The sequence below is a fragment of the Aromatoleum toluolicum genome (assembly GCF_012911005.2).
GTDB lineage: Bacteria > Pseudomonadota > Gammaproteobacteria > Burkholderiales > Rhodocyclaceae > Aromatoleum > Aromatoleum toluolicum.
On the sequence record NZ_WTVS01000285.1, the window covers coordinates 1 to 379 of the forward strand.

The window sequence follows — 379 nt, forward strand, 5'->3', positions numbered from 1 at the left end:
ACCCAGCAGCAAGGGCAACTATCACTCAGTTTCTATTACTATCACCGCCACGCATATCGAACAGGTCGAAACGCTGTACGAAGAACTGGGCAGTATTGATATCGTTCGCATGGTGCTGTAACCAGGAGTTCCCGTGGCAGAATCCTTGATTGTTCGCCAACTTGGCTTGCAGCCCTATCAGCTTATTTCCCAGGCGATGCATGATTTTACCGACCGCCGCGATGCGCGTACTCCGGATGAACTGTGGCTGGTTGAGCACCCGCAGGTGTTTACCCAGGGCCAGGCCGGCAAGGCGGAACACTTGCTGATGCCCGGGGATATTCCGGTGATACAGAGCGATCGCGGTGGACAGGTAACCTTTCATGGGCCTGGACAGCAG

At 55.1% G+C, this 379-nt stretch carries 2 protein-coding genes; both read left to right on the forward strand.

Annotated elements, in window-relative coordinates:
* Positions 1–121: DUF493 family protein (locus tag GPA27_RS29395; protein ID WP_169143771.1), on the forward strand; the 121-nt coding region annotated here is incomplete at its 5' end.
* A 12-nt stretch (positions 122–133) separates the two neighbouring features.
* On the forward strand, positions 134–379 hold a 246-nt coding region (locus GPA27_RS28765; protein ID WP_444541850.1), incomplete at its 3' end, for a lipoyl protein ligase domain-containing protein.